22 protein-coding genes are annotated in these 22,447 nt (G+C 29.4%); all 22 read right to left on the bottom strand.

Annotated elements, in window-relative coordinates; genetic code table 11:
- Window position 1: 1 nt before the first annotated feature.
- The 22 genes from BMY96_RS05220 to BMY96_RS05110 all read right to left on the bottom strand — a co-directional run bounded on the left by BMY96_RS05220 (window position 2) and on the right by BMY96_RS05110 (window position 22,441).
- Window positions 2–1,117, bottom strand: coding sequence for a glycosyltransferase family 4 protein (locus BMY96_RS05220; protein WP_092849992.1), 1,116 nt, complete (start codon window positions 1,115–1,117; stop codon window positions 2–4).
- The gene (locus BMY96_RS05215) at window positions 1,118–2,068 is read right to left on the bottom strand and encodes a glycosyltransferase (RefSeq protein WP_092849988.1); all 951 of its coding nucleotides are present in this window, start codon (window positions 2,066–2,068) and stop codon (window positions 1,118–1,120) included.
- Window positions 2,068–3,060, bottom strand: coding sequence for a glycosyltransferase family 2 protein (locus tag BMY96_RS05210; protein WP_092849985.1), 993 nt, complete (start codon window positions 3,058–3,060; stop codon window positions 2,068–2,070). The genes BMY96_RS05215 and BMY96_RS05210 overlap by 1 nt, the downstream gene beginning before the upstream one ends.
- A gap of 1 nt (window position 3,061) precedes the next feature.
- On the bottom strand, window positions 3,062–4,591 hold the full coding sequence (locus tag BMY96_RS05205; RefSeq protein ID WP_092849982.1) for a glycosyltransferase family 2 protein: 1,530 nt from the start codon (window positions 4,589–4,591) through the stop codon (window positions 3,062–3,064).
- Complete coding sequence (locus BMY96_RS05200) at window positions 4,588–5,736, bottom strand: glycosyltransferase family 4 protein (RefSeq protein WP_092849980.1); 1,149 nt, start codon at window positions 5,734–5,736, stop codon at window positions 4,588–4,590. The genes BMY96_RS05205 and BMY96_RS05200 overlap by 4 nt, the downstream gene beginning before the upstream one ends.
- 489 nt (window positions 5,737–6,225) lie before the next feature.
- Complete coding sequence (locus tag BMY96_RS05190) at window positions 6,226–6,855, bottom strand: class I SAM-dependent methyltransferase (RefSeq protein WP_175473516.1); 630 nt, start codon at window positions 6,853–6,855, stop codon at window positions 6,226–6,228.
- Entirely contained in the window at window positions 6,842–7,801 is a 960-nt protein-coding gene (locus tag BMY96_RS05185) for a DPM/DPG synthase family glycosyltransferase (RefSeq protein ID WP_092849973.1), read from the bottom strand. Before BMY96_RS05185 ends, BMY96_RS05190 begins: the two co-directional genes overlap by 14 nt.
- A gap of 48 nt (window positions 7,802–7,849) precedes the next feature.
- Complete coding sequence (locus BMY96_RS05180; RefSeq protein WP_092849970.1) at window positions 7,850–8,995, bottom strand: hypothetical protein; 1,146 nt, start codon at window positions 8,993–8,995, stop codon at window positions 7,850–7,852.
- On the bottom strand, window positions 8,996–10,396 hold the full coding sequence (locus tag BMY96_RS05175; protein ID WP_092850898.1) for a CDP-glycerol glycerophosphotransferase family protein: 1,401 nt from the start codon (window positions 10,394–10,396) through the stop codon (window positions 8,996–8,998).
- 1 nt (window position 10,397) lies between these two features.
- Window positions 10,398–11,225: a polysaccharide pyruvyl transferase family protein gene (locus BMY96_RS05170; protein ID WP_092849969.1), complete on the bottom strand. Its 828-nt coding sequence runs from the start codon at window positions 11,223–11,225 to the stop codon at window positions 10,398–10,400.
- 1 nt (window position 11,226) lies between these two features.
- Entirely contained in the window at window positions 11,227–12,102 is an 876-nt protein-coding gene (locus BMY96_RS05165) for an N-acetylneuraminate synthase family protein (protein ID WP_092849967.1), read from the bottom strand.
- 12 nt (window positions 12,103–12,114) lie between these two features.
- Window positions 12,115–13,269, bottom strand: coding sequence for an acylneuraminate cytidylyltransferase (locus BMY96_RS05160; RefSeq protein WP_092849964.1), 1,155 nt, complete (start codon window positions 13,267–13,269; stop codon window positions 12,115–12,117).
- 110 nt (window positions 13,270–13,379) lie between these two features.
- Window positions 13,380–14,216: a hypothetical protein gene (locus BMY96_RS05155; RefSeq protein ID WP_139205216.1), complete on the bottom strand. Its 837-nt coding sequence runs from the start codon at window positions 14,214–14,216 to the stop codon at window positions 13,380–13,382.
- 88 nt (window positions 14,217–14,304) lie between these two features.
- Window positions 14,305–14,832, bottom strand: a complete 528-nt coding sequence (locus BMY96_RS05150) for a hypothetical protein (protein ID WP_092849960.1) — start codon at window positions 14,830–14,832, stop codon at window positions 14,305–14,307.
- A 21-nt stretch (window positions 14,833–14,853) separates the two neighbouring features.
- On the bottom strand, window positions 14,854–15,477 hold the full coding sequence (locus BMY96_RS05145; RefSeq protein WP_092849957.1) for a class I SAM-dependent methyltransferase: 624 nt from the start codon (window positions 15,475–15,477) through the stop codon (window positions 14,854–14,856).
- Entirely contained in the window at window positions 15,470–16,639 is a 1,170-nt protein-coding gene (locus BMY96_RS05140; protein WP_092849955.1) for a glycosyltransferase, read from the bottom strand. The genes BMY96_RS05145 and BMY96_RS05140 overlap by 8 nt, the downstream gene beginning before the upstream one ends.
- Window positions 16,639–17,709: a glycosyltransferase family 2 protein gene (locus tag BMY96_RS05135; RefSeq protein ID WP_092849953.1), complete on the bottom strand. Its 1,071-nt coding sequence runs from the start codon at window positions 17,707–17,709 to the stop codon at window positions 16,639–16,641. Before BMY96_RS05135 ends, BMY96_RS05140 begins: the two co-directional genes overlap by 1 nt.
- Window positions 17,710–17,711: 2 nt before the next feature.
- Window positions 17,712–18,740, bottom strand: coding sequence for a glycosyltransferase family A protein (locus tag BMY96_RS05130; protein ID WP_092849950.1), 1,029 nt, complete (start codon window positions 18,738–18,740; stop codon window positions 17,712–17,714).
- A gap of 5 nt (window positions 18,741–18,745) precedes the next feature.
- On the bottom strand, window positions 18,746–19,909 hold the full coding sequence (locus BMY96_RS05125; RefSeq protein WP_092849947.1) for a glycosyltransferase: 1,164 nt from the start codon (window positions 19,907–19,909) through the stop codon (window positions 18,746–18,748).
- Between the two features lie 71 nt (window positions 19,910–19,980).
- Window positions 19,981–20,766 carry a glycosyltransferase family 2 protein gene (locus BMY96_RS05120; protein WP_092849945.1) on the bottom strand — a complete coding sequence of 262 codons (786 nt, stop codon included), beginning with the start codon at window positions 20,764–20,766 and terminating at the stop codon, window positions 19,981–19,983.
- A 10-nt stretch (window positions 20,767–20,776) separates the two neighbouring features.
- On the bottom strand, window positions 20,777–21,592 hold the full coding sequence (locus tag BMY96_RS05115) for a glycosyltransferase family 2 protein (RefSeq protein ID WP_245750548.1): 816 nt from the start codon (window positions 21,590–21,592) through the stop codon (window positions 20,777–20,779).
- 9 nt (window positions 21,593–21,601) lie between these two features.
- Window positions 21,602–22,441 (bottom strand): glycosyltransferase family 2 protein, encoded by an 840-nt coding sequence (locus BMY96_RS05110; RefSeq protein WP_092849943.1) that lies wholly within the window; start codon window positions 22,439–22,441, stop codon window positions 21,602–21,604.
- Between the last annotated feature and the right edge of the window lie 6 nt (window positions 22,442–22,447).

Raw genomic sequence — 22,447 nt, 5'->3', positions numbered from 1 at the left:
ACTACTTTAATAATTTAACGATTTCACTTTCGAAAACATCTAATGTATACTGCTGCGACCAATTTGATGCCCTTTTAGACATTTCCTTGAGTTTACTGTCCTCGTTTAAGTAATTAAGAATTATGCGTGTCGCTTCTTCCAAACTTGGTTGTATTAAAAGACCTCGATTACCCTGATCCAACATAAATGGAACACAAGAAATTGATGTAGCAATAGGTATAGTTCCATAGAACATAGCTTCTGCTACGGCTTTTGGCCAACCTTCAGATTTTGATGGTAATATTAAAAAATGACTCGATTTCAGGTCTGTCTTAATCTCCAATTTATCTCTGTTCCCTAATAATTTTATAGATTGTTCTAAGTTATTTTCAACGATATAATTATACAAATCTGTTTTTAGTATCCCATCTCCGTAAAGGTTAAACTCAACATTTAGTCCTTGCCTAATTAAGTTTTCTATAATTTGAATAGCCAACAATGGTCGTTTACCTTCCACTAAACTCCCAATAAATACAAACTTTAACACTTTTGTATAATCTCGGATATGTATAGATTCTTTTTCTGTGTCTTTAAAGGTAGCCGTAAAAAATGGCAAGATGTTTTTGCTTTGGTTTTTCCATTCGCCATAAACCAAAACCTGCATATTCTTTGTTAAAAATGTATTCGATAATATCCATTTTTGAAACCGATAACTTAATGGTTGCTTCGCTTTAGGGTCCCAATTACCAGCATATTTAGCCGTTTTTACTTTATTTGGAAACAATATTTGCACTAAACTTCCTAATAAACCCATATTTCCGGGGCACCTTAAATGTATATGATCTGCTTCCGAAATTGCTCTACAAATTGAAATTAAGATTGCAGGTATTTTAAAAACAGAAGTAATACTTTTTTTTAGATTAGTAAACTGAAAAGCATCAACCTTCTTAAACTTTAAATTATGATGATTATAATCCAAATCGATAACATTTTTAACCTTCTCGGTTTTAGGTGCAATAATAGTTACTTCATCCACATGTTTGAGCCATAAATTCATTTCGCGCACATAAGGTGCGTAAGCAGAAATACTTCTGCCATCTCGTTTATGTTTAACATGCGTGATAATTAAGAATTTCATTTAATTTAAAAGCGTCTTAATAATTTGTTTGGCTTGTGCGCTGGGTGTACAGTATTTTGAAAAATATGCTTTTCCATTTAATGCAATTTCGGTATGATAATCTGGATTATTTAATACCTTATCGAAAACAACTTTAAAATCTATAGATTCTTCTATAGCATATAATTCTTGGTTATGCTCAAGATTTATAGGTAAATCGATTTTAAAAGGAAACGATAATACAAAAAGTCCTTGGTTAAGATATTCGGCTAATCGCCAACTTACAGCACCCCAAACAGCTGCATTATTTAAAACAATCTTAGATTTTTTACTTAAGCTTGAAAAAAGTTTTGGTGGATATTTAACATGGTTTAATTCCGCATCAAAATTAAGGTTCTCGCCATCTGAGCGCGGTATAAAACCACCTTCGAACTCCACCCTATCATCTGCTTTACAATACCTAATAAACTCCGCACGAATGGTATTGGTTTCTAATTCATTTTTCCAGATGCTTGAAGAGAAAAAAATGTAGTTATCCTTTTCAACTTTCACATTGTAATCTTTATAGCCAGGTCTTCTTTTTAAAGTATAAAGCTCTTTTAATATAACCCTAGGTTTTAAATACTTAAGTAGTTTAAAATTAAACAACTTTAAATAAAGAGGGACTATATTAATTGGGTAATGCGGAAATAAAGGTTTTACCTTTTCTTGCTTAAACGATGGGTTGTCTAATAGTTTATTAGTTACAAAAAACACATCACTTTGATCATATAAATTTTGATTAAAATACACCGGATCATCATTATTAATAACCCCAATTTTGTCCTTTATCTTAAAAATTAAAAACGGTCTATTATTATATTTTAAAAATCTATCATCCATTTTAAATTTAATATTAAACTCTTTATTGAGTCCATATAAATAATAAGACGAATAGAAATTAGGTATGTTTAATATATAAATAGTTTCCATTAATTAATTTTAGGTTTATTAAGAATAAGCGAGAACCATCCCACAATGCGTCCTAAACTTTCACTAAAAGCTTCATTCTTATTGTTACTGGTTATAGCGTTACTTAATCTAATAGTTGTTAATAGCGTTACTGTAGCATGCCATTTTAAGCGCATTTTTAACGTAGGATTAGCATATTTTACGCGCCAAACATACCATCCATTTCGCACTACCATTTTGCCATATTTATATTTATTGGGTCTTCCTCTATCTTCATGATAGTGCTTTAACTGAGCCGAAGTATTAACAAATAACGCTCCTATTTTTGCAAGGCGTAAGCTAAAATCGGCATCTTCATAAAGTCCGTATCCTTCAAAATAAGTCGAAAACTGCAAAGTATTAAACACTTCTTTTTTATAAGAAGCTACACCACCCATAATTTGTTCTACTCGATATATTTTACCTGACGGCGGAAGAAAACCTATAGAGCGCCCATGCGCAAATGTTGGCAAATAACCGGGAGGCGTATCGGGTTGTAACCCTAATTTTCGCCTTAATTTAAATCGAGATGGTTCAGTTCTCGACCATCCATCAAAATTGAATGTATTTGGATTTAATATTTCTTTACCTTTATGCCACTTTACTTCGTTTATAATATAACCTCCTACTGCCAGAGCATCCTTTTCAACATTGTAAGTATGTAGTAAATTTTTAAAATAATTAGCTTCTAAAACTATATCATCATCTAAAAAACACACCACATCCACAGCTCCACTAAGCATTTTAATACTATAATTTCGCTGTCTTGTTAAACCTCTATGAGCCTGATCTACCAATACGTATCTTAAGTTTTTAAAGTTATTGTTTTTTAATAGGTTTTTGGTATCATGATTTAAAGAACCATCAACAATAATAATTTCGTTTGGGTACAAGGATTGGTTATTAACCGAAATCAATAAATTTTGTAGCGCTTTGGGCCTCATATACGTACATACTACTAATGCAAAATTCATATTAATTAGTTTTCAATGTATTAGCCCATTCTATACTTTTTTGCCATTGCTTTTTGAAATGTGAATAGTATTTTAATGGATTTTTTATATTCTGACTCTTATAAAACTTAATAAATAAATTTGTTTTATACCCCTGTAATTGTTGCTTTGTTGAATTAGTGATTCTGCTAAGCATAACTGTTGGAGAAGGCTTGGGTTTAATGGCTCCTTCCCTTTCCCAAGGATGAATAAATTTAGTTCTAAAACCTCCTATTGGTGCTTTTAAATGTAATATCTTAATGTCTGGTGTATAAATAACATCTGCCCCAAGGTTTCTTAGTTGCATACCAAAATCGGTATCTTCCCCATAACCAAACTCGTAAGCCATATTAAAACTAACATGATCTAGATATTTAGAATCTATTACACTGCTCCCGCCTCCAAAAGTACTCCATTGTATTGCTGTTTTGTTTTTCTCCACTTCATTTTTCTGTAAATAACTCATAGCTATAACACCAAAATTATATGTTTGCATTTTTTGAATGATATTTTCAATTAAGTTAGCATCAAACTTGTTATCATCGTCTGCTAAGTAAACAAAATCGGATGTTACACTTTGTAAAGCTAAATTTCTAGCATTACAAACCCCCATTTGATGAATAAATCTATGTATTATTATAAACGGCCATGATTTATTATAAATAAAGTCTAATTCGGTTTTACTATTTTCAACATCGTTTTGTTCAATAATAATTACTTGTTTTGGCAGTAATGTTTGCTTTTCTAAATCTAATAGTACACCGTGTAAAAAGTCTTTCCTGCCTAATGTTGGTATAATTACATCTATCGTAGATTCTCTAGTTTCTGGTTTATTTAGAGTTTGTAAATCGAAGCTTGATGCATAGTTAACCTTTTTAATAAAAATAGATTTTAAGAAGGGTATAACAAGAAATTTACCATCATAAATAATAAAGTTAAGTAATAGAAAAACACTCCAAACTGCTTTATAATGTTGTTTAACAAATTTAAACAAATGAGAATAAGAAGTTTTAACATTTACTAATTTGGGCGTATTTTTAAATAGCAGTTTTGGTTCGGAGTAGCAAAAAAGCCCATTTGGCATACCCAATTTTGCAATAGAATTTAGTACAAAATCAAAAGACTCCTTTTTATTAACTTGATTCTTAAATTTAAGAAGTTGTGATGCATAAATGGCCCCAACATTACTACTCATGAGCCATGTGGGATACTTTACGTTTTTGTTCACCAATAAAAAAGGGGAATCTTCAACATATCCAATTTGTTCTGGAAGAAATTGATTTTCACTAAAAGATAACATCATATTTTTTAAATGAAATGAAGCTTTAATGCCTTCAACATTTAAATAATCCTTGTTAGATTGATGACACCAAACTATAATACGCTCTTTATTATCCTCTGATAAATGAAACAAGGCTTGAACAGGCGATTTGAAAGTACCATCTATTATTTGATTGGTTTTTAAATCAATTATTTCTACTACTAAATCATCTTTGTGAATTAAAAGTATCATGCTTTTAAAATGGATTTGAAATAATCAATATTTATTTCAGCATTCTTTTCTATATCAAAAAGTAATTCAACTTTTTGTCTCGCAGCTTTCCCTATTTGGGAACATTGTTTTTCATCCTTTAACAATTTAAGTATTTGATTTGAATAATCATCAATTTTTGATGGATGTACTAGAAATCCATTAATTCCATCATCAATTAATTCTTGCGCCCAACCTATGCTAGTATTGACCACAGGCTTTTGCATTGCCATAGACTCGATAGTTACCATACCTAAAGTTTCAGCAAAGGAAGGATATACACAAATATGTGCATTTCTTATATGTTCTTTTACTTTTTGATATGGAATTTTCCCTAAATAATTTACTTGTTTTTTAGCTTTATCCGAAAAAATATCTTCCATTAATTTATAGGTTGAACTTTCGCCAGTTTTAATATCTGATGAATCTCCTCCTATTAAAATTAATTGTGCTTCTGGATTTCTGGTAATAACTTTATTGAAAATTTCGGCTAATTCTAGAACTCCTTTTTTTCTGATAATCGTTCCTATATATAATATAGTATTTCTGTTATATACATCTGGAAATTCATTCTCAAAATGTTCTAATTGCAAGCCATAGTGGATAGTTTTAATCTTCGTTTTATCTAAACCGAAAATCTTTTGCGTTTCAACACCTGCATAGGTTGTTGGTGCGATATAAGCTGAAGCCTTTTTTAACCCTAGCTTTTCAAACATAAAATTTTTAAATTTTTGTTTACGTCCATCCAATTTGCAAAAATATGCATCGCTACCATGAAACCTAACAACTAAAGGTGCTTTTAATCTCATAAACGCAGTAATTCCAGTCCAATCAGCAGCTTCTAAAATATCGATATTATTTCTAAGCACCACTTGATTTACATAGTTCTGAATAAATTTTCGGTGGAAATACCATGTAAACAAATTATAAGTTTGTTTTGCTATAAGATGAATTTTAACACCTTCATCTTGAACAATACCCGATTCATTTTGATGATAAACAAACACAGTAACATTTACTCCTTTTTTAACTAGAGCAACGGCTAAATTTTTTATACTTGTAGCTATGCCAGCTGCTTGTTTAACTTTTGGGTGTGGATATTCGGAAGTAATGAAACCTATATGCATTAAAATATTTTTTTTAGTATAATCATCTTTAAATAGCGCTTTAAAGTTCTATCTGTCTTTATACACAAAAAACGTGTAAACAACTAATCTTAAAGGCATTAATACCATTATTGTTAGAGCTGTTGATATAATATAATTCAACTTAAAAAACAATCCTAAATTATACAATAAATTAGCACTGACATAAAAAAACAGTATAGAAAAAATATATTTAATTAACTTATAATTATCGTGACTTTTAGAATACAAAAATTTTAATTGAACTCCATAAAGCACAATATACGCAATACCATAAACAATAATGAACGCTAGTGTTTTGTTAAATTCAAAAATATCTATTAAAAGATAAAGTCCTGCAAAAACGTAGATATAACTCACTATACTAATTAATGCATATCTAGAAATTAGTTTTTTGTTTAAAATAGTAAATAGCTTTTTTAGACTGCTTTTTCTTAACATTATTCTAAACATTATCGTTCATCAACATCATTAATTTTCTTTTTTGGCTAATAATATGGTCCATGGTAATGGAGCCTCCGTAGCAATAACTTTTCCATATTCTTTTTCAACTAACTTTATTAATGTTTTTTTTGACCAGTGATTTAAATGTCCTGGTGTGTTACCAAAATCTTTAATATATTTAAATCTACATAAGTTTAAAAATCGCCAAAGTGGCTCATTTGGGACACCTATAATTAAATATGATTTTGATACTCTTTTTATTTCTTGTAAAGCTAATTGTGGATAATCTAAATGCTCTAATACTTCCAAAAGAAAGACTAAATCAACGCTATTATCTTCATATTTTAATTCATAAACACTTTCTTGAAAAATTTTTAAATCAGGATTATTAATTTGCGCCCTTTTAGCAAGCTTTTCTACAAATTCTGATCCGCTAATATTTGTCACCATTTCTTTTAACCGTTTGGTAGAAATCCCTTCTCCTATACCTATTTCGTGAGCCGAATTTATAGCATCAACCTTATCTAGTAATTTTTTTACAGATTTAAAATAACTACTTACAAGATACTTAGCAATAGCCCCTTCATTGTTATATTTTCCTAAAAAGTCTTCTTCCTCGGGAGTTGCTTTTAATTTATTATAATTAATCTTCTTCAAAATATTTCTTTTTAGTTAGAAATAATATTTTTTCCTGATTTCCTCTTATCCTATTCAGCATATCTGCTAAAAAGGCTAAAACACTAATTAACATTGACAAACCAAATAGTGCTAAGGCTATAAACCCTAAGCTTTTATAAGGCGTTATCATACTTGTATTATACCAATGGATACAAACAAAACCTGCCAACAGTACAGCAATTATAAAAACAATTAAAGCTATTGTTAAAAAAAAGGATAAAGGTCTGTAGTCTTTAAAACTTTTAAAAATTATGAAAGACGTTTGAAAACCATATACAAAAAGGTTATTCGCTACTCTAGACACTCTACCATCAAAATATTTAACATTTACAGGTATTTGACTAATTTTATAACCTTTATGCAACAAATCTAATATAGTTTCGTGAGTATAAGTAAAGCTACCTTGTAAATTTAAATTATATAAACAGTCCCTAGAATACGCCCTAAAGCCACATGAAACATCTTGAATTTTGGCCTTACTTACAAAACCGACTATTTTACTTATTAAACTGTTTCCAAAAAATTTCACTTTTGGCATATTTACCGGTCTACCATTTGCAAATCTATTTCCTGAGCAGAAATCGGCTTTTTTATTAAGTATAGGAGCTATCATATCAGTTATTTGATTAACATCAAACTGTCCATCAGCATCTACACTAACCATAATATCTGCATGAGATTTTAAAGCATAATCAACAGCGGTTTGAAACGCTTTTCCAACGCCTTGATTATGGTTATGATTTAACACGGTAGCTCCTGCTTTTATGGCCTCCTTTTCGGTATCATCACTACTACCGTCATTAACCACTAACAATTCCAATTCATCAAACCCTTCATACTTTTTTGGAATTGATTTTAATACCTTAAGAATGGTTTCTTCCTCATTTAAAGCAGGCATATAAATTAATATTTTTCTAAAATTCATGAGGTTTAATAAAAAAATTAAATTCTGGATTGTGTCTTTCTAAAAAAATCATAAGTACTTATTTACAATGAGAATATCTAGTCTAATTTCATTTAATATATAGATAAACGACACTAGCTGCGATCCGTAAACAATCCATTTATCACGGATATTCAGCAATTTAAACAAATAATAATACCCAAGATAAAAACTAGGAAGTAGTACCAACCAATAACGGCTAAATCCTGTTCCTGCAAAAACAAAACCAAGCATGATTAACATAGATGAAATGAATAACTTACTAACGGCAGGTCTTTTTAAATGCTTAACTAATCCACAAACAAAGCCAAAAATTAAAATGAAACTTATTAGATAATTCCGAAAGCCAGTTATTGGAATAAATAATGACGCAAAAGCTGGAATACCATTAATTTTATCAACTTCATGATGTTGTTCCAAGCCTAAACCACATTTAATGTTATACAATAAAGGATTACCGACTTTAAACCTATTAAAATAACTAATCTCAGATAAATTTTGTTCTTCAATATTTAATAAATACTTAGCCCAAAGTATTACTGGTATTAAAAATATTAACGAATAGGTTACTATGGGTAAACTATAATTTTTAAAATTTTCTTTTAAATAATCGTAATAACATAACAAGATTACCACACCCAACACAGCATATAAATATCTAGTAAAAACCATTAAAATAAAAAAAGCTAATATTTTAATTAAATAACTTTGTTTTGGAGGCCGGGATACATAATATATAAACCCCCAGAAACCAAAAAAGATTAAAGATTCAGGATATAAAGTTGAAAACCATGCAACAGCATTAGGGTTTACCGCTGTTAATGCTAAAATTCCACCTATAAAAATCGGGCTTACGTTTTGTTGTTTTAAATACAATGCTATAAACCGAAAACCAAAACCGACTAGGCATAAATTGAAAATTTTATTTAAAATAATTCCTAAAACTGGGAAAGTTTTAATTTTAAAAAGTGCAAAAACAAAAGGAATAGTTGGAGCTATCGATGAAGGATTATTAACAAGGTAATATTGACCTAACAATATGTTATCTGCAAGTTTAGAATATGTAAGTTCGTCTGCATGCACAGGTATTAATAATGACCTAAGTGCAGATAGTACACTAATTATAATTATTGCTATAAAGAACCGCTTATGGATGATAATTTGTTTAGTTTCCATCTATTTGGTGGTTAGTAACATATTTATGGTGTCCCAAATAGTTTCTGATGCTTTGGTTGGGTTGTTACCAGCTACAGTTTTAAACCATTCTTTACATATCTCAACATTTGATAAGTGTCCGTCTAAAATTTGCTTCACTAAACCTTCTAAATCTTTTTTATCTGCACAAAATACTGCTGCTTTTTTACTTGGCATACTTCTAAAATGTACGTACTTATAATTCTGACCAATATCTCTAATTCCTTTTCTTAATTGAGGTTGTTCATAATTATAATAAATACAAGGTTTATTATGAGCTACAAAGTCGAATATTGTAGATGAACAAACGTTAGTTACAAACTCGCTATGCTCACAAACATTATAAAGCATTTTAAAATCTTCCGGGGTTGGCAAGACTTGATTCCATTGCTTTCCAACTTGTTTCCAAATAGGGTCTAAAACTGTAATAACATCTTTATTTGCCTCAATTACAACATTATATCTTGGCGTAAAATCTACAGGACACTTTCTGTAAATAATGCCTAAATTTTCGCCTTTACCATTTAGGCTTCTTACAGCATTTACCAAATCTTCTAAATAATATTGATCTAAAGGTGACGTGGTTTCATCGTCGCCAGAATAGCAAATATATTTTTTTGAAATATCTAAACCATGTTCTTTAAAAAATTCTTCTTTTGTCTGTTTTAAAGCTGAATTATAATGAGGCTCAAACTGCGGTGTTCCTGTAACAAACACTTGATTTTCTTTAACAAACGGGTAGTATTTTAACACCTCTTGTTTCATTAAATCACTCCAAACAAAATAATAGTCGGTTTCAACTACTTGCATGGCTTTAGGTACGTTATCCCAAGAATAAACAAAGGCAACTGTAGGAATTCCTAAATCTTGAGCTGCCAATAATGCGCTTATAGATTGAGTTGCGCGTTGTGTGGTACAAAATACCATATCTGGTTTATGCTGCTCTAACTGTGCTTTACAATATTTATATTTTGATGTTGAGCGTTCTAATTTATTAATCTTTGCTCTTAATTTTACGATTCCTTTTTCTGAAGAGTACAAACCAATTAACCATTTTACATAAAGGGTTTTTAATGTGTTTTTTGTGCCATTATAATTAAAAGGAAATTTATAAGTTGGATATACATTATCCTTAAACTTTGTTCTAGAAACGTTTAATTCTGCGCGTTTTCTTGCTCTAGAATAAATTGGTAATAATGGATGCGTTGTATGGTCTTCTATCTTAATTTCATTAAAACCTAGATTGTCTTTTAAAGAAAAAATAGTATTGTTCCAATACGTAATATCGAACCCCATGTTTTCGCCAATACTTTTAAAGTCCGTAAAGGCAAAGTTTCTTAAACCAACACCATCAGGAAAGAAAACAAATATTTTTTTCTTCATTTTACTCATCCGATTTAAAAGGACAAACCTCCATTAATTTTGAACATAAATTATCAATTACTGTTTGTTTTGGCAATGCTTCTTTACCTTGAAATAGCAATTCTAAATCGTTTACATTCATTTTTTTATTTGAAATATCGGGTACATAAGACGTGATTCCTACAGATTCAAAATAATCTTGATATTTAATCCCATCGCCAAAAACATCATCTGAAAATTGGTGCCATATTGCTGGTATTCTATAAGCATGCGCTACAATAATTCCATGCAATGATGAAGATACAATCTTATCGCATTTAAGAAACATATCTGTAATATCTTCAACATTATTGGTCATTAAATTAATTAATAAAACCGACTCTTGGTTTTTATAAAACGCACTTACTTTTTCAAAATCTCTGTAATGCGGAATAACACCTACTTTAAACTCTTTTTTAATTTTAGGTTTGTAATATTTTGGTAGTAAAAGCGCTGGATCTCCGTAAATTTCTGGAACTTTAAATCCCTGTTTTAGTAAATGTTTTCTGGTTTGCGGACCTCTAACTGCTAAAAACTCTGCTTTTTTAATTTCAAATTCTTTAGAAATAATTCCACTTCCCCAAACAATACATTTTTTATTTACATGGGTTAAAATACTACCAATTGTTACATAAATTGGTGTAAAAAAATCTTGAAAATGAAAATTAGCTGGTTTACACCAAACTACTTTTTTATTAGATATTTTCTCGACTAGGTATTTACCAAGAAGGTCTCCATAGTTTTCTTTAGGCTTTCTTTGAAGTTTTATTTCATTCCACCAAAACAACCTAAGTTTATTGGTTGCAAACATGCTATCCTTTTTGGTTTTTTAATTTATTGCGTTGTACTTGCTCTATTGGTAATATATCTTGATTTTTAAATTGCAAGGCTTTGTAAACTGCATTTACATCTCTAGATAATTTACGTAAACCCATAGGCTCTAAAGACGCTGCATGGTCTGTTCCTTTCCAAGTTCTATCAATAGTATAATGTCTTTCTATAATATTTGCTCCTAAGGTAAAAGCAGCAACATCCACCGCAATGCCCAAATGGTGTCCTGAAAACCCAATGTGTTTTACATCATTCCCGTAAGCTTCGTTAAGTAAATTAATATCCAAAAGACAAACATCATCAAAAGGAACTGGGTAACCCGATGTACAATTATAAAGTACTAAATCTTTATTTCTGTTTTTGTTTTTGAAAAGATTTACCAAGTCTTCAATTTCAGATTTGGTCGTCATTCCTGTAGAAATATGTATTTCACCTTTATAATTATCGCATAACCATTCCAACATCACCACATTGTTATTACAAGCAGAAGGTATTTTGATAAATTCTGGATTTAAAGCTGTTATTTCCTTGGCCGATGTTAAATCCCAAACCGAGGTTGAATACGTAATACCTATTTCTTCGCAATATGCTTTTAATTCTTTATGCTGGTCCACATCAAACTCTAAAAACTCTCTATGTGCACCATAAGTATCTCCATAAGAATTAACAGGGTTTGGGTGTGGTTGGTTATACTGCTCTTCGGTTAATAACTCTTTATTATGTCTTTTTTGAAATTTTACGGCATCAACATTACAGAATATCTTAGCCACTTTTATTAGTTCTTTGGCTATCTCCATATCTCCTTTATGGTTACAACCAATTTCTGCAATTATATATGGTTTTTTATACGTATTCATTAAGCTTGGGGTTTAAAATCTTTTATTATAATTCATTATAAATTGGCAAGCTTCTCTAATGGCACCAGCTCCTGAGTTTTTTGACAGCACAACATCTGCATTATGCTTAACAATATCTGTGGCATTATTAGGTGTTATAGACCAGCCAACGCTACATATATTTGTTAAATCGTTTACATCATCGCCAATATAAGCTACGTTGCTAAGCGAAATGTCTTCTTCTTTAATAATATTATTTAATAGTGTATATTTATCTTTAACTCCCAAAAACACATCTTCTATTTGTAGTTTTTGCATGCGTTTTACTACGAGTTCTGAATTTTCTGAAGTCATAACTATAACCTTGATATTAAATTGCCTTAATATTTCAAGACCCATACCATCGCGCATATCGAAGCCTTTTGTATGTTCGCCGTCTTTTGTATAAGTAATTGTACCATCAGTAAAAACGCCGTCAACATCTAAAACAAGGTGTGTTATTTTTTTAGATTGTTTAGCTTGTTTTTGTCTTTCAATAAGTAATTGCTCAACAACTGTCCAATCGGTTTCAGAATCTATTTCATGTAAGGAATCTTCTGCCATTTGCACAACAGCAATATTACTTCCTAATCTGTTTTTAGTACTCTTTAAACTATCTTTTGTAGTTGCATAAACAGCACCATTTTCTATTAATAAACCTTCAAAATCTTGTCTGCGCGGTCTTTCTTTTGGATTATAATTTAATGCTTTGCCATTTTTATCCCATAAAAACCGATGTGTATTTACAACCGTTAAAGCAGAATCGTAATCTTCATTTAATTTTTCTAAACAAATGTTTATATCTTCTTTTCGGGTAAATGGTGATGTTGCTTGAAGTAAACAAAATACATCAAAATTGTAATTTATAGACTCACAATATTCTAATATTGCAAACTCTGTAGATGCTGTATCGCTAGCACTTTCTGCACTTCTTAAAACAGCTTTAACTTTATTTGTCCAATGATATTCTTTTGTAATAAAATCAATGATACTTTGATCATCTGTATAAACGACAACCTCATCAAGATTAGAAAAAACAGCTTCTCCTAAAACCCAAGTAAATAATGGCCTTCCTACCATTTTTCGCTTATTTTTGTTAGGTATACCTTTTGAGCCCTTTCGTAATGGAATAAATCCTATTTGTTTCATTTAAAAAATGTCATGTTAATTTTATAGCACGTCGCTAAAATACGATTTTTCCGGATGAAATAATCAAAAAATCAGATAAAAGGTTTTTATATATCGTATTTATCAGTCTACTAAATAGGATAAAATATTTCTGTATTTTCTAAATTATTAGTTTCTCTTTTAGTCCTTTCAAATAAATCAAAAAAACTCAACTCAAAATCATCATTATTTTGATCTAAAAAATAGACATATTTATTATCAACATAAGCACTAAACATCTCTAAACCAACTTTATGTATTAACAATGTTGCGATACCCATCATTTTAGCTTCAATAGTGCATCCTGAATAATTTGTAACATGTAAAAGGGAGTTGCTAAGTACTAAAGGCAAAGGCTTTTCGACTGCACTTTGTAATACGGTGTTTTTACTTATTCCGTGATTGATTAAAAATTTATATATAGTTTCAATACGCGTATCATCTCTAGGGTGCAACCTTAAAACCCATTTAACATTTGATTTTTTGATGATGTTAATCAATTTTGGTGTAAACAATTCCAAAGGCGACGTTTGCATACTGTACACTATAGTTTTTTCGTCGTTAGAGTTAGCTCTATTTTCTTGATAATTCATCCAATAAGAAATATAAGGCTGCCCGACTACTTTTGCACAAACACCTTCAATTTTATTTGCCCAAGCATCAATATTCGCTTTTGAAATAGCATCCCAATTCCAAAATTCCTTAGGCATAGTATTGAAACCATTATTTGGCACTTTAGACCAGTTAGAAAATGCCATATGCACATTGGTTTGTGGTCCATGCTGAAAATCTATAGTATTTATTTTAAGTAAATTTGCAGTTATTAGAGCTGCATATAAATCATCATAACCATAATACCCCAAGAAAATAATTTTGGAGGGTTTTGTTTTTTTATACATTCTGGAATAAAAACCCTTTAAAGACTGCATTTTTAACACCCAATTTCTAATATTACTTATACCAATACCTAGGTTTTCTGCGGTAAGCTTATAGCTTAAAAGGTGCTGGCAAAAGGTATCATATTCTGCAAGTTGAATCGTTTTGTTTTTTTTGTTTTCTTGTTAGTTTTAATAATAGCTTATAATTATCAAGCTGCTTACTTAATGCTATTAAGGCTTTATGATTATACATGTTTTCATAAATTTTTTGATATTCAACCATATAAACATCATCCTGTAAATTATGGTGGCTAATGATGGAATCGTAAAACCTATTAAAATATATTCCATCATTCAAAACACGATGAAAATGCGCCCCAAAAAATAAAATTTTCTTTTGTTTTAATTTGAAAAAGAAAACTTCCGAAGCGAAAAAAGCTTTTATTATTTTAAAAAACACTACTACTTTATTTGAAGAACGTGCTAAAGGTTTATTAGCTTTAACGTCTTGTTTTTTATCATAAATAGTTAATAACTCATAGTATAATTTTATTCTTATATAAGGCCACACCTGTATGTTATCAATAGTCCAACAATCGACAGGAAAGTTATCTTCGAGTGATATTATGATATTTTTCGCATTTTCCTGTGAGTCAATATGATGCATACACATTAATATTTCTCTAGTTTAAACGTTTAAATTCAAATTAAAAATAGATTGATTTTGCCATTCTTGATAATCTTTAACTTTGTAATTATATGTATTAAAAACTTCCTGTAAATCACTTTTTGATAAATCGCTTAACCATCCGTTCAAATCTCGAGAAAGGCTTACTAAATCCGAGCAACAATAAGAAAGCACTACTTGTTTTACATGATTTTTCTCTAATTGTTCAAAAACCGCGTCAATGTTATGTACATATTCAAGAACACCACTTAAAACTGCGGTATCGTATTTACTCAAATCAATTATAATAGGTTTATTTAAATCACAAACTACAGTCTCTTCAAATCTTTTTACAATATCTGTTGGAGTATAATCTATTGGGTTTAAAAACGTTTTTAAAAACATGTTTCCAGCCCCAAATTCTATAATTTTAGATTGCTTAGATATATATCCTCCAAGAATAGCTGTTCTTTCATTCCAAAGTTCATCTAATTCGTTATTTTTTTTCCACCTATTTAAATCTGTTTGTCTAGTTTCAATTAAGTATTTGTTTACTTTTTCTCTTTGTTTTAAACGCTTATTATGCTTAAAACCGTTTATAACATTTTTAAGCTTGTTGGATACTTTTTTTATAATATTACTCATTTCCCATGTTTTTTGTTCCGGCATCCCGATACGCTTTAAAAACTTGATTTTTAATAGTTTCATATTCGTACATGGGTTTAATTTCATTTTGATTAAAATTGAATGCTTGTTCAATTAAGGCATCATTTTTTAGTGCTTTTAATATTAAATTTTGAATTTCATTAGTACTTTCTGGGTTCTCGATTAAGAGTCCGTTTTTATTATCTATTATTACCTCAGCACTAGCGCCTCCTGGGTTAGATTGTATAGGAAAGGCTCCCATTATTATAGCTTCTAATAACGTATTTGGCATTCCATCAGAAACACTACTTCCTATATATATTATAGATTTGCCCATTAATTTTAAGATCTCTTGTTGTGGTAAAAACTTGTCTTTATCCAAAACTGAAATATTCAAGTTTGTTTCTTGCTTTAAAGCGTTAGAAAAACGCATAACTTCAGAATCCGCAGAAAATACAATAATCTTATATTGGGTTACATTATCGCAAATGTTTTTTAAAGCTTTTAAAACTTGAATGCATCGCCCTAGTGACCCTTGGTACCCTTTTACCAAAATAGTTCTTCTAGATGCCGCTGGCATTACGCTGTACTTATTTATGGTATTAAAATCGTATCCGCCACCTCCTGGAAAACATCCTAAATAAATACCCTCAAAATTATACTTTTTTGCTATTTGATAATCCCTCAAGCAATCAGACATAAAATAATTTACTCGCTTAAGCACTCTTATTACTTGTTCTTCTTTAAGCTTAACAGACTTTAAATGGAATAAATCGCTTCCCCAGGATGAATATATCCATTTTTGATTTGGATGCTTTTCCATAACATGTATTATCGGAACGCAAGCTACTTGCATAGCAAAACTATGTACTAAATCTGGTTTTAAATCGATAATTAATTTTTCGAATGCCACTTCAGGCCTTCTTTCAATTAATGGTCTTAACAAACGATACAAAAATGGTGTTTTTTGTTTGATAAAATAACGCCCTTTAAATTTTGGCCATTTGATTTTCCAGCTATTAATCTTTTTTACCCAAGGTAAACGGTTAGTCTGTTTCCCATCAACAATATCGAACCAATATACGTCATGACCTGAGTTTTCAAGCTGTTCTGCCCATCTAAAAAAGTGCAACGAAGGCATTGAAACAAATAATATCTTCATTAATTAAAGTATATAATTAAGTTTATACTTCCGGCTTCCCTATTGAAATGATATACATAAGGACAGTTTCTATAATTTTTAATTATTTCTTCGAGCAGTAAATTATTTAAATCTTCCAATTTTAAATAATTAAAATATCTCTTATTTAAAGCTTTTTTTGCACTTTGAAATACTTTCTGCTTAAAGTTAACTTTATTGATTTGAATTTTTACAACTTTATTTTTGAAGTTTTTAAACTGCGCTAATAGAGCTGAAAAATGAAAATCGATAGGTTGAATATTAATTTCCACATCTGGTTTTAACGAAAGTTTCAAATAATCCTCTTTATTTGGAAGCATTCCCCAATTTTGATTTTTATTGGCTTTAATGACCTTATTATTTATAGTTAAATTCATGTAGTGGTGATTTACACGTTCTAAAACAGAATGAAACGGACTAGAACTCGTTTTGCTTCTATACGCTTTTGGATGCCATTGGTGCTTTACTAAAATATTGCTATCATAGAAACTAACATGCAAACCAAAAGTTTTTAAGCGCTGATGGATATCGGTATCCTCAGCACCCCAACCATGGTAAAACTCATCATAGCCGTTTACTTTTTTAAGCGTTTCAGTAGGAAATAAGGTGGTTCCTGTTATTTCTTTTCCGCCTTCAAAATCAATTTCGTAATCTTCGAAATTTTTATCTTTTAAAGATTCTTCTTTTGATAAAAAGCTATATTTAAAATAGGTAACGTTTTCTGAAGCTAGCTTACTTGCTATTTTAATAAAGTCTGGATGAAAAACTAAATCTATATCACCTACTAAAAAATAAGGCGTATTACATAGTTTTAAAGCTATATTTATAGCTCTGCTTTTATTCCAAAGTTGACCATTAACAGGACATTGTATTATCTTTATAAAACTATACTTTTTAACTAAAACTGAAAGCGCCTCGGCAAAATCTATCTGGCTACCATAATCGACTAAAACGACATTAAATCCTGATGAACTTTGGCGCCCTAATGCATCTAAACATTTTTTTACAATGGTTAAATCCCTATCCCTATATGTTAATACGATGGTTATCAATGCTATTTAATATTAAAATTAGCTAATTGCTTATTAGACAACCCTTTACTTTTATAAAACCACTTTTTAAAGGGATTTAAGCCTAAAAACCTCCTAAAAAGTTTAGATTTTATTACATATTTTACCTTGCTTTTTTTTAAAACTGGGTAAGTATCATTAATCGGCTTTTTTGGAATTTCTAAAATTTGATTATATGTGGTAATAAACCAATCCTCAAGAGTATTTCCCATATGATAAGCGTAATTATTGACGGTAGATAACCTATAGCTGTCGTACTTTAAAACAGGAATATCCAAATACAGGCCTTCACTATCACCTCCTAATTTATAGCGTGTATTATTTTTTGGTAAATCATTAAAAACCTCCCGTTTATAAGTCGCTACAAAATGACTACATCCAACCATAGCTTTTAAGCCATTAGTAGCCTGCAATGTTAAATATACATCTTTATATTTATCCTCTAAATATGACCAACCAAGACTATTAGCAAATTTAGACATAGCTTCTGGATTAACCACTTTTGTAAATTTTAATTTTTTTGAAAATAAATTATCAAACCAAATATTATAAGTATAATTATTATGCTTTCTAAATACCGGAACAGGACATACTGCTCCCGCTTTAGGAAAGTTTTTAAAGATATCTAAAATGGCTTTTTCCCATCCATTTACAAAAAGCACATCTGCATCTGCAATGGTTATAAAACGCTCATTTGCTGTTCTAAGAGCTTTTAAAATACTGTTAACTTTACCTATAGTTTCTTTTTCAATAATTAACTCATCTATTAATCCATCTTTAAATAAATTGAATAATTTATCATTTACTATTTTGCAGCTTCCATTACTTATTATAGAGATAGCTATAGGAGATTCGCATGATTTTAATAAGGAACTTAAACAAATTTCAAAAACCTTCCAAGAATCCTTATAATATCCAACTTCATTAGGTATGTATAATGGTATTATAACCCTATGCCTTTTATCTTTTATAGATAAAATTTGTTCTTTTGATGGGTTATTAGAATCTCTCATTTAATTTAGGTGTTTTCCAATCCAATAAATTCTTCAACAGTTGTAATGTATTTATTTGAAATGTTTTTAGCGGAATATTTAGATAAATACCTATTTCTTAAATTATTAGCTATAGTAGTTCGTTCTTCCTCACTTGTATTTAATAATTTATCCATTCCATGCTTAAAAGTATCATAATTACTAATATCGAACCAAAAATCGTTATTTGTATTAATCAAACGTTCCTGCATTGCACCAACTTTAGTAGAAAGAATTAACCTGCCAGCAGCCATTGCCTCAATACCAACCAAAGGTCCTGCTTCATTAAAAGATGGTATAATTAACACTTCATTATTCTCAAAAACTTCATATAATTTAGTAGGAGTAAAATACCCCTTAAATTTTATATTTTTATAACTCTCATATTTTTTAATTAAAGTAATTCCCATTTCTCCTTCGCCATAAATCTCTAATGATAAAGATTTGTTAGGATATTTAATAAAGAAAGAAATTAAATTATCTATCCCTTTATCTTTTGCTAGTCTACCAATAATAATAAATTTCTCAATTTTATTACGTACAGGAATGGTTAATAATTTTTCTTCAATAAAACTACATTGGTCTATTATAGCCTGACTTTTGATTAAATTTTTAATTTTAGATGCATTAAAATTAGAGTGATGTATAAACAAAGATACTTTGTTTATATAGTTCAATTTTAATTGAAAGTTATATATTTCTCCACTAGTTCTAAATACTATAGGTTTTTTGTTTAAAAATGAAAAACTTACAATTTCATTCATTAAACTAGATGTTAATTGAGCATTTATAAAAACTAAATCGTACTTTAAAAGTACGTTCTTGAGTAAAAGAACGATTTGTTTGGAATATCCTAACCTTTTATTTATTGCATTATTTACATAATTAAATTTTTCATTACGCTTATTATTTTTTACATACGCTATTAATGAGAAAAACCGAAACAACATATTTTTTTTGAATAACATTTCTTTTAGCGAGGTTACCTTTCCTTTATTATAACTATTATAAATTTCGGAAGCCATAGTCATATCTGCAGTTGAAATTATATCAACTTTAAATTTTTTAGATAACACATTGGCAATAAAACCACTTTCTTGCTCTCTCCCTCCCTTATCTAAAAAGGGTCCAATTATTAAAATATTTTTCATATAAAATTAATGCCAACTAAATTAAAAAAAAACAGTATTTTCAATTTAACTTGAAGTCTATTTCCCTTTATTTAATAGTTAAATTTTTCTGGCTTATTAAACTTGAATTTTAAAATTAATAACAGCCTTTTCGTGGCGTAATACATTGCTACAAACATGTTTTTAACAGCGCTTAATATGGTAACCAACGTGCCTTTAAAAACACTAGATATTTTTGGTTCCTTATGCCATATTTGGTAATTACCAATTAAATCGTTTTTAAATCTAAAAAACAATTGCTTGTCATTTCTGGAAACACGATAATTAAAAACTACGGGAGCAAACTCGATGTCATATCCTGCTTTTAAAACACGTTTTGTCCAATCTTTATCTTCAAAGGTTGGCACATTTTCATTAAATTTAATTTTGTTCCAAATAGATTTCCTGAATGCAGAACCAGAAAAAATTAAACCAGATTTATTGGGGTCTTGTAGAGCCGATATATTGTTTATATAATTTTCGTAATCGTTACTTGCATGTAAACACCTAACACCTGCTAAGTTTTTATTTTGTACAAATTGTTTTTTTATAGTTGAAAAAAAATCAGGGCTTACTGGGTAAGAATGCGCACTAAAAATAACTATTATTTCGTTATTTGCCTTTTCTGCACAAAAGTTAGCACTACCTCCATAACTAAAATTTGTTATGGTTTCGAATCTTGCGTTGTATTTGGTTGCGATTTCTTTAGAGTTGTCCACCGACAGATTATCAACTACAATAACCTCATCTACATCATTATTATAGCGATTTTTTAAATTAGCCAGTAAAAACTCCAATGCTTTGGACTGGTTTTTAGTTCTTATCACAACAGAAATCATAACAGTAATTTTATTTTTTTAAAATGGACTTTACAAAAACATAAATTTTAAAGATAAAATTGTTCTTAATCCTATTATTAAAATTTAATAACTCATCATTTTGTTGATAAGCTAAAATAGGGTTTTTAAAATGTGCATCGTAAATCGCCTTATTCTTTGAATAAATATAATCGTATAAATCAAAATATAATTTAGGAGAGTCGGAAAAGGCATTGGTAAGACTACCACTTTCGTGCTTTCTGTAATAATAAAGTGTTTTGTTAATTTTTACCACTTTTGAGTTTTTGTTTAACATTCTAATCCATAAGTCCCAATCTTCAAACGATTTTAGTTGTTCATCATAGCCTCCAATTGCTAAGTAATTATCTTTTTTAAATGGGGTACATGCAATAAAAGTATTTCGCAATAACAATGTTTTATAATTGTATTTAGGTAATACATATTTACCTTCCTTCTTTCCAAAAAAAGAAACATCATAGTAAACCAAATCTGCATTTGTATTATTAAAAGTATTCAATACATCTTTAATTAATGCCGTGTTAATTACATCGTCTGCATCTAAAGGAAGAATAATATTGTTTGTGGCCTTATTTACCCCATAATTTCTAGCACTTGATAACCCTCCATTTTCTTTAAAGAAATATTTAAAACGGATATCCTTCCTGGTCCAATTTAAAGCAACCTCTTCCAAATTATCTGTACTGCCATCATTTACAATAATACATTCCCAATTTGGAGATGTTTGCGCATAAACAGACTGCAAAGCTTCATCTAGAAAATGTGCTTGATTGTAACATGGAACTATTATGGAAATGAAATTTTTCACGAAAAAAACTTATTTAAATATTTTAATTTTCAAAAACCTAATTGGCGCTAAAATAGCATTTCCAATTTTAGAAGCTTTAGTATTTGTACTCTTTAGATTGTTAAGTTTTAGTTTATAGTTTATATAAGTTACTTGATTAAAATAAGATTCAAAATTATCTAAATATACTTGTTTATGTTTTTCAAATAGATAAAGTTTAAGTTTCATATGATGCTCCTTAAAAGCCACTATATCTCTAGAATTTTGTTTAATTCTATACACAAACAAAGGCTCTTTTAAAATATGCATATCCCAACCGTGTTTTAAAATAGAAATCCAAAAATCCCAATCTTCATAACCTTCTTTCATGTTTTCATCGTACCCTAAAACTTTATTCCAGCACACTTTTCTGTACAAAGAACAGTTTATGGCATTATTATTAACTAGTAAATTTTTAACACTACCGCCTACTGGTTTTACAACGTTGGGGTCTAATCTATTATTTTTTAATATTTTATAATAACAACCAACTACACCTATATCTAAATTATTATTTAAAATACTAACTGCTTTTTCTAAAAAAGTAGCCTCAAAATAATCATCTGCGTCAAGATTTAAAATATAATCTGTTTTTGCTAAATCTATACCAATATTTCTGGCAACGCAAACCCCTTTATTGTTTTGGAATATAACTTCAACATTTTCTATATTAATGTTATTTAGAATTTTTTTTGTTTCAACATCAGATCCATCGTCAATAATGATGATTTTTTCTGCTTTTAAGGTTTGGCTTAAAACAGAGTTTAATGCCTCAATAATATATTTACCATCATTGTAGCAAGGAATAATAACTGTGGTGTTGCTCTTCATTCCTGA

The sequence above is a fragment of the Algibacter pectinivorans genome, from assembly GCF_900112595.1.
Taxonomy (GTDB): domain Bacteria; phylum Bacteroidota; class Bacteroidia; order Flavobacteriales; family Flavobacteriaceae; genus Algibacter_B; species Algibacter_B pectinivorans.
Note: the sequence above shows the minus strand (reverse complement) of the source record. Positions and strands in the feature narration are given on the sequence as shown.

Coding starts and splice junctions, on each gene's coding strand:
- BMY96_RS05220 (WP_092849992.1), bottom strand. CDS start 1,117: ATGAAATTCTTAATTATCACGCATGTTAAACATAAACGAGATGGCAGA.
- BMY96_RS05215 (WP_092849988.1), bottom strand. CDS start 2,068: ATGGAAACTATTTATATATTAAACATACCTAATTTCTATTCGTCTTAT.
- BMY96_RS05210 (WP_092849985.1), bottom strand. CDS start 3,060: ATGAATTTTGCATTAGTAGTATGTACGTATATGAGGCCCAAAGCGCTA.
- BMY96_RS05205 (WP_092849982.1), bottom strand. CDS start 4,591: ATGATACTTTTAATTCACAAAGATGATTTAGTAGTAGAAATAATTGAT.
- BMY96_RS05200 (WP_092849980.1), bottom strand. CDS start 5,736: ATGCATATAGGTTTCATTACTTCCGAATATCCACACCCAAAAGTTAAA.
- BMY96_RS05185 (WP_092849973.1), bottom strand. CDS start 7,801: ATGAATTTTAGAAAAATATTAATTTATATGCCTGCTTTAAATGAGGAA.
- BMY96_RS05180 (WP_092849970.1), bottom strand. CDS start 8,995: ATGGAAACTAAACAAATTATCATCCATAAGCGGTTCTTTATAGCAATA.
- BMY96_RS05175 (WP_092850898.1), bottom strand. CDS start 10,396: ATGAAGAAAAAAATATTTGTTTTCTTTCCTGATGGTGTTGGTTTAAGA.
- BMY96_RS05170 (WP_092849969.1), bottom strand. CDS start 11,225: ATGTTTGCAACCAATAAACTTAGGTTGTTTTGGTGGAATGAAATAAAA.
- BMY96_RS05165 (WP_092849967.1), bottom strand. CDS start 12,102: ATGAATACGTATAAAAAACCATATATAATTGCAGAAATTGGTTGTAAC.
- BMY96_RS05160 (WP_092849964.1), bottom strand. CDS start 13,269: ATGAAACAAATAGGATTTATTCCATTACGAAAGGGCTCAAAAGGTATA.
- BMY96_RS05155 (WP_139205216.1), bottom strand. CDS start 14,216: ATGCAGTCTTTAAAGGGTTTTTATTCCAGAATGTATAAAAAAACAAAA.
- BMY96_RS05150 (WP_092849960.1), bottom strand. CDS start 14,832: ATGCATCATATTGACTCACAGGAAAATGCGAAAAATATCATAATATCA.
- BMY96_RS05145 (WP_092849957.1), bottom strand. CDS start 15,477: ATGAGTAATATTATAAAAAAAGTATCCAACAAGCTTAAAAATGTTATA.
- BMY96_RS05140 (WP_092849955.1), bottom strand. CDS start 16,639: ATGAAGATATTATTTGTTTCAATGCCTTCGTTGCACTTTTTTAGATGG.
- BMY96_RS05130 (WP_092849950.1), bottom strand. CDS start 18,740: ATGAGAGATTCTAATAACCCATCAAAAGAACAAATTTTATCTATAAAA.
- BMY96_RS05125 (WP_092849947.1), bottom strand. CDS start 19,909: ATGAAAAATATTTTAATAATTGGACCCTTTTTAGATAAGGGAGGGAGA.
- BMY96_RS05120 (WP_092849945.1), bottom strand. CDS start 20,766: ATGATTTCTGTTGTGATAAGAACTAAAAACCAGTCCAAAGCATTGGAG.
- BMY96_RS05110 (WP_092849943.1), bottom strand. CDS start 22,441: ATGAAGAGCAACACCACAGTTATTATTCCTTGCTACAATGATGGTAAA.